This is a genomic window from Eubacterium sp. ER2, from assembly GCF_000765215.1.
Lineage (GTDB): Bacteria > Bacillota > Clostridia > Lachnospirales > Lachnospiraceae > Claveliimonas > Claveliimonas intestinigallinarum.
In genome coordinates this window covers 132,305-140,250 of the sequence record NZ_JPJE01000002.1, presented here as the reverse complement: position 1 = coordinate 140,250, position 7,946 = coordinate 132,305, and the positions used below count along the sequence as shown (strand labels likewise).

3 protein-coding genes are annotated in these 7,946 nt (G+C 59.7%); all 3 read left to right on the top strand.

From position 1 onward, the window contains the following. Positions 1–34 precede the first annotated feature (34 nt). The 3 genes from NI21_RS0100920 (at position 35) to NI21_RS0100910 (ending at position 7,907) form a co-directional block, all read left to right on the top strand. Positions 35–268 (top strand): hypothetical protein, encoded by a 234-nt coding sequence (locus tag NI21_RS0100920; protein WP_147581151.1) that lies wholly within the window; start codon positions 35–37, stop codon positions 266–268. 30 nt (positions 269–298) lie between these two features. Then, positions 299–667, top strand: coding sequence for a hypothetical protein (locus NI21_RS0100915; protein WP_033124353.1), 369 nt, complete (start codon positions 299–301; stop codon positions 665–667). A gap of 211 nt (positions 668–878) precedes the next feature. After that, positions 879–7,907 (top strand): ZmpA/ZmpB/ZmpC family metallo-endopeptidase, encoded by a 7,029-nt coding sequence (locus NI21_RS0100910; RefSeq protein WP_033124352.1) that lies wholly within the window; start codon positions 879–881, stop codon positions 7,905–7,907. Positions 7,908–7,946: the final 39 nt, after the last annotated feature.

Here is a 7,946-nt window from a genome sequence, read left to right as displayed (position 1 = left end):
TTATCCTTTATAAGAAAATATGGGAGTTGGCATTTTGGCAAAAAGAGTGGTGCTGGAGCTAGGGCTCCAGCACCACCTTTGTCTACAGTCTGGCAGCACGGCTGACCAAAGCCGTGCTGTTTTTTTGACAAAAATCTCTTTTAATATTTTACAAACATTCCGGAAACCTTTCCCCAACATTCCGGCGCTATCCTTTAGAGCGTCAAGTGAAGAGAACGCGGAAAGGAGAAAGGAACATGGCGAAATCAAAGCTGGTAAAAGCGAATGAGAAGATAGCAGAGAAAGGAGGAAGAAAATAATGAAGAAAAGTACATTTACGGCAATGATCCTGGGAACAGTGGGAGGAATTCTCTTCGCGCTGGGCATGTGCATGGCGCTGATACCGGAGTGGAACGCCTTCCGGCCGGGCGTGATCATGGGAGTGGCCGGTGCGGCGGTGTTCCTTGTCATGGTGCTGGTGTGGAGAAAGCTGGAAAATAAGGAGCCCATCCACGTGTCGGGAAAGACCATCGGGACCGTGCTGTTCGGCATCGTGGGAGCCCTGCTCCTGGGTGTGGGCATGTGCCTGACCATGGTGTGGAGCCATATGATCCTGGGGATCCTGATCGGGCTCGTGGGCATCGTGGCGCTTCTTGCCCTCATCCCCATGACAAAAGGGCTGAAGTAACAGCCAAAATCATATAAGACTAAAATATACGGACACAGAGATGCGGGGCCGGCAGGAAAACTGCCGGTCTGTTTTGATGCAGGACCCCGGAAGCCAGGGGTGTCCCCTCCGGCGATTTCCAGTAATCTCATATTGTTTGCTCCCTGCGGGAGCAGGTACAATCAGTCTGGTCAGAAAGTGACAATATTTTTTGAAAGGATTGAAATCAGATATGAGAAAGATAAGAGCCCTGGTGGCAGCGGCAGTTACGGCGTTTGGACTCTTATGGGGCGGGCTTCAGGTCCAGGCGGCGCAGGTGGAGGGGGGAAAGCTCACGTCCTCCCTTGAGACTGTCCGGAAGGGGGAGGAGCTGGAGCTTACATTTGCCCTGGAAGGATACTCTGATATTGAAAAAGGAATTTGCGCCCTGAAGGGGACGCTGGTTCTGGAGCCGGACATTTTCACAGGGGTGTCCCAGGAGGACTTTGAGACGGTCAATTCCTGGGAGAAGCTGTTCTACAACCCGGACAACGGGCAGTTTGTCCTGATCCGGAGAGACGGCAGCAGGCAGGCGGAGGAGGTCTTCCGGCTGCGCCTTACAGCGGGGGAGGACATCCCGGCGGGGGAGGTGGCAGTGTCTGTCCAGGGTCTCTCCCTGTCGGAGGGAGAGGAGGATCTGCATCCGGGAGATGCCTCCCTGACTCTGTCGGCGGTGGCCCAGTACCCGGGGTCAGAGCCGGAGGATGAGATGGAGGCAGCAGGGGAAAGGGAGCCGTCACGTGAAATGGAGGCAGCTGATGAGACAGAGACGGAGCAGGAGGGGGCAGCTCCACAAGCGTCAGATAGCATAAGGACAGGTGACCCGGCTGCGGCCCTCCTCCTCCCGGCAGGTGCTCTTTTCCTGTCCGTGGGCGCGGCGGGAGTGATCCTCTGGGGGATCTGGAGAAAGAGGGGAAACGGACGGAGAAGAATTCTGGCCGGGAGCCTTGTCCTTGTGTCGGCGGTCGCCCTGACGGCAGGCACGGTCTACGCCTTTGCGGGCCGGGGGGAGCTGAACGGAGACGGGCAGACCGACTACACGGACGTGGAGCTTCTGGAGAGGCATCTGATTGGCCTTGAGACTCTGCCGGAGGACAGCCGGGCCAGAGCGGATATGAATTTGGACGGGCGTCTGACCGTGACAGACCTGGCTCTTCTCATTCGAAAAATCGAGGGAGAGCTGGAGTACGAGGTGGAGCTCTCCTCTGTGACAGAGAAATTCTACTACGAGAAGGGAGAGCAGGCGGAGCTGAAGCTTCAGGCCAAAGTGTACCATGGCGCGTCCATCGAGAAGGTGACCGTGGACGGCAGGGAGTATCCGGCGCAGGCGGTGCAAGGCACGTCCGTCTACACGGTGCGCCCGGATGGGGGCGAGGTCGCCGGGGTGAAGACGTGGCATGTGACGGAGGTGCTCCTGGAGAACGGGAAGCGGGTAAAGACAGAGCTTACAGAGCAGACTGAAGTGCTCAAAAGCCACCCCCAGGTGGACGGATTTCTGGCGGAGGAGGTGACGGATCAGGACAGGATGCGGTTTTCCTTCCATCTGGCAGACGAGGATCAGGCTGTGGAGAGTGCTTCCTTTGAGGTGCTGGAGGAGTTCCTGACAGAGCCCTTCTTTTCAGAGGAGGCAGTCCGGGGAGAGAACGTGTTCACCCTGGATTTGGAGGAGAATAAGCTCTACAAGGCCCATGTCCTGGTCACATACGACCGGAGCAGCGGGGCCCTGGACGCGGAGGGGGACCACGGGGGCAGCCTCTCTGTGGTGAAGGATGTGCAGATGAACCTGGACTACGCCTTTACCTTCGGCGGCATGAGGACCGGGCGTGAGGACGGGGAGCGGACTTCCCTGTTTTCCAAGAGCGAGCCTGTGGCGCTGACCTTTGAGAGCTCCAACGGGACAAGGTTCCGGCCGGAGCGGATCCGGGTGAACGGCACCTACTATCCGGTGAGCCAGGCGGGGGACGGGTACAGTGCCCTGCTGGATGGCTTTGACACAGCCGGGGAAAAGGAGCTCCGGGCAGAGCAGGTGGTGCTGGAAAACGGCAGGGCCTTTGATCTTACCGGGGACAACCTGCTGTGGGTGACTGTGCTGCGGGAAATGCCCCAGGTGCGGGACCTTGGGGCCACAGAGGAGGCAGAGGCTGGGCAGCTCCATGTCTCCTTCCGGCTGACGGACCCGGACGGGGCCCTGTCTGCCCGGGCGGTGCAGATCAAAAAGGCGGACGGACAGATTGCGGGGGAGATGGCCTTTACAGAGGAAGACCTGGAGGAAGGCGTCTTTGACAAGCGTATCCAGCTCACGGACAGGGGGCTGACAGACAGCTATGCGGTGCAGGTTCGGGGAGACCTGGCGCTGTCGGAGGAGAGCGATGAGGAGCAGGGACGGATCCTGGGAGAGACGACCCTGCAGGCCGTGACTCGTGCGGTGGTGACGGAGAGCCGGGCGGTCCGCCCCCTCCTGGAAAAGGGGGAGGAGGCGGAGTTCCTCTTTGCAATGGAGCACAATGCCCGGTCCGCGCCCTCTGCCCTTGTGATCGACCACCTGGAGGTGCCGGCAGAAGCGGTGGAGGGCGGTCTGTGGAAGGTATCTGTCCCGGCGCCGGAGCAGGCGGGAGTCCATCCCTTTACTCTGTCCCAGATCGTCTTTGAGGAGGGAGCCACGGCGAACCTGGAGACAGAGGTCCGGGCGGAGGTGTTGAAGGATCGGCCTGCTGTGGAGTCCCTGACCTGGGAGAAGACAGGAAAGGATGAGCTCAGTGTCCGCTTTGCTCTCACAGATGGGGACGGGGCCTTCCTGCGGGGGACAGTGCGGATTGAAGAGGAGGGCGGACAGCGCCTTCTCGATCAGCCAGTCTCAGCGGGAGAAAATCAGGCTCAGGCGGCGCTGACTGCCCGGGAAAGCTATGTGATCACCGTGACTGCGGACTACGACCGAGCCACAGGGGAGCTGGAGGAGGCCTCCGGTTCCGGCCAGTACAGGGACGAGGTGCTCTGTAAAGAGGCAGTGACCATCTCAAGGGACGCCCTGGAGCTCAAGGACATCAAGTCCCATCGGCTGTACTATGCCGGTGAAAGCGGCAGCAGTGAGGTGAAGGTGCTGGACATCACTGGAGGGCTCCCCAAGGACACGGACAATTACTATGCGGTCATTGAAATGGACAGCATGCCCGACTTTTACGGGGGAATCAGCAGCTTCCGGCGGGATGTGGATTCCGGCAGAGTGTACGCGGTCCTTGACCAGGAGGAGCTGATCCAGTACGGGACGGACGGCACCCGGGCGGCGGAGCACGCCTTTCCTGTAGCCTACAGGGATGAAAAAGGGGAAGTGCCCCTGGTCACAGGCGCCGGGGAGCTCTTTCAGAAGATGGCCGCGGATCCGGGAGGAAAGTTTGAACTGACAGAGGACCTGGACGCCTCCGGCATTTCCGGGGATGCCCCGGCTGTGGCGGGAACCTTTACAGGGGAGCTGGACGGAAACGGGTTCCGGATCCGCAATCTTCCCACCTCGCTGTTTCAGACGTTGAGCGGAGCTAACATCCACGACCTGGTTATCGAGGACGCACAGGTGACCGGGCAGCGGGGCGGCATACTGGCGGACGCTGTCTTAAACAGAACCCTTGTGGAGCGGGTGTTCCTTGTGGACTCTTCCATATCCAACAGCGTGGACGGCATGGGCGCGTTTGCCGGGAGGCTGTCTCAGTCCACCATCCGGGAGAGCGCCTCTTTGCAGGTTGCCGTCCGGGGACTGGTGGCGGTCGGCGGGATCGTGGGAAAGACAGAGAGCGGCGCTCTCATTGAGGACTGCTATGTGACCGGACAGGTCCAGGGAACCTACGACCACCCCTCTTTGGGGGCCAGGACAGGGGGGATTGCAGGCTGGCACGGAGGCGGGACGATCCGCAGATGCTACACCCAGGCAAGGATCATCGCCCCTGCGAAGAAAGGAAACGGAGGCCTCATCGGCGGCCCGGACAAGGGGGACCCGAGGATCGAGCACAGTATCAGCATGAGCACAGGCGCGGGTTACCGGATCGCCGGGTTTGACGTGCTGGGAAATGTGACGGAGGTATACGAGTACGCCGGCTCTGACAGCAGCACTAATATAACAGAGGCAAACCGGGATCAGGTAAAAGAGACAGATGCAATCTATGACAGGGCGCTCTATGAGGAGACGCTGGGATTTGACAGCGATGTCTGGGATTTGGATGGGATGGCCCACGGGAAGCGGCCCGCCCTCCAGGGAGCTCCTGTGATGGAAAACCAGCATGGGATCCCGTCCTATGACTCTGTGACCCTTCACCCGGATTACGACCCCGGCCGGGAGGTTGCCTACAGCAACATGGCAAAGCTGATGCCCTTGTCGGACACCCGGCTGTGGGTGGAGCAGGGCAATCGGCTTCCTGACAGTGACCCTCTGGTGGCAGGAAAGATCCGGCTTGTCCTCCCCCTTGACGGGAGGGGAGAGCTGGTAACGGGAATACAAAGGAGCGGGCCGGAGGAGGTCCGCACGGTCCGGCTTGCCCTTGAGAGCGGAGAGAGACTGGAATATCCGGTCTCCTTCCGGCGGCTCACCGGGAATGTGGCCGCCCTCTACCAGGTGGAGGGAAGATCCCACGGGTACCAGTTCCCCAGATATGTATCGGACATGGACCCTTCGTTTCTGAGCGGGATTGCCGCTTCGGCTGCCGCCTGGGACTACGCGTCGGACATCTCAGCGCTGACAGAAGAGGAGGAGAGCCGCCTTTACGGGGATTATTATAATGAAAAAATCAAAGCGGACATGGAGGGGATGCTGGAGAAGCTCTTCTCCTCCGGGGACAGATACCCCACCTACAGCAGCCACCCGGCTGTGCGGGAGCTGGCCCGGGAGAGGATGGAGGATGCGGAACGGCTGAAGAGGAGCCTCTACGCATATAACTATTATGACAAGTGGTACCGGATCAGCTACGGCGGCGTCTATCTGAGCGAGCTCCTCTTTTTCCACGGAGACCAGATCGCGAAGGACATGACAGCGGAAACGCTGACAGACCAGCTTTTATCCGCCCCTGCCGGGCAGCGGGATACGAACCAGGCCCACGCTTTCTACAGCAGTGTGCTGAAAAATCATACAGGCCAGGAGCTGACAGATTTCCTGGGCAGCCTGTCCGCAGGCATTGCCGGCTATGAGGATCCAAACGACTGGTTCAGTGACAGCTTTGCGGGTGTTCTTGTGGAGCAGGCGGCCCAGGGAGATGAGAAGGGCCTGATCCGATGGCGCGTATGGGATAACCTGTGCGGCCTGGAGGAGAGGAGAAAAAGCCTGGTGCTCCATATTCTGACAGCTCCTCAGGAGGATATGTATATGATCTCCGTGCCCTCTCAGCTCCTTGTGGGCAGCATGAACCGGTATCCGGAGTATCTTGTGAAGGATGGCCGGGAGAGGGAGCGCATCCGGCAGACAGCAAAGGCCTATGCGGAGAAGATGGGGATTTTCTACGGCGTCTCCTCCAGGTGGATGAGCAGCGCGGCCCGGCAGCTGAACAGCTTTGTAAATGTGCAGTATGATACCAGGCTGGGCTTCCCGGGAGGCGGAGCTGTGTCCCCGGGCATACAGGAGAAGGGGACTACGGCGGATCCGGTCATGAAGTGGGTGTACGAGGCAGGGCATATGCTCAGCGCCCTCAACGACAGCGCCGCTGTGGCGGACGGCAGCATCGTCATCTGGATGCACACCCCGGCGCTAGGGACAAGCGACTATATCTTCTTTACCTTCAGCCACGAGACGGCCCACAACCAGGACGGCAGATATTTTTACGGCGGCGCCGGCAGGAGAAAAGGGACCGGCGGGGAGGCCCATGCGGATGGCAACATAGCTCAGGAGATGCGGGACGGCATCATGGTATTCAACATTTCCAGGGTCAATGACATGGGAACAGAGATGACAAACAACTTCAGCTATGAGAGGATCGACTCTGCGGAGAAGGTTCACAGCTACTACAGGGAGATGTTTGACACAGGCTACGCTCTGGACTATCTGGCGGCCCAGGCCTTCTTCCAGCTGACGCCCCGGCAGCAGGCGGCGGTGGCCGTGACGGCGGAGCACACGCCCGGAGGAGAGGCCTCCATGAGCACAGTCTACAGGAGACTGACAGAGGAGGAGGCCGCCTCCATGGATCTAAGGAGCATGGAGGCCCTGTGGGACAACTGGATCTCCATCCGGACCGGCGCGTCCTACCCGGAGAAGGTAGGGACGGCCACAGACGGAAGCTACGGATTTGAGTCCTTTTACACTATGAACTGGTACCAGTCGCACAACGACCAGGGCTCGCCGGACACCCACTCCTTCAAGTGGCTGGGACAGGAGATGCTGGGGCTGGCAGGCTACGAGAAGGGCTACATGGTCTATATGTCTGCTCTCAGTGAGAACGACCTAGACGCCCTGCGAAAGATCACCGGCGACCCGGGCATTACGTGGGAATCGTACAAGCTGGGGCGCTACAGGGAGGCGGCGCAAAGGGTGGATGAGATCCCCTATTTTGACAAGGATGAGATCATCGCCCGGTTCCGGGCGGCCTTTGAGGAGGACGCGGCTAATGGCAATACGGAAAGGAGCACCGATCTGAAGCGGACTCTCTACGGTATCGTCAAGCGTGTGACCGGCGATTTCAGCCAGGGAGGCATTTACCAGAGCCCTGCTGTGCACACTGTCTCCTCGGCGGAGGAGCTGGTCCGGCTGGCCGCGGACAACCCATACGGGTACTATCGGCTGGATGAGGACCTGGATTTTGGCGGTTTGGAGCTGTCCGGCGGAAGCTATATCCCGGAGCGGTTTATGGGTGTGCTGGATGGAAACGGACACCAGATCACAGGTCTGCAGGGCCCTCTTTTCGGCAATCTGCAGTATACGCTGGTCAGAAATCTGACCATCCTCTCTGAGGAGGGCTCTGACGTCCAGGCTCTTTTGGCCGGAAGGTCCGGGAGGGTGCTGCTGGAGAATGTGACTGTGGAAGCCGGGACCGAAGAAGATGGAACCGCAGAAAACGAGGCAGTGGAAGATAAGGCGGCGGAAAATGAGACAGTGGAAAATGGAGCCGCGGAAAACATGACTGAGGAGGGTGTGGCTGCGGAGGATGAAGCCATAAAGGAGCCGGACTCCATCGGCCCTGATGCCGGCGGGCCGCAGGACAGTGACAAGGCCGGGGAAGAAATGCCCGGAGAAGAAACGACTGACAAATCCCCCTGACAGGGGACGAGGAGAAGAAGGCACTGGCCTCCGCGGCCC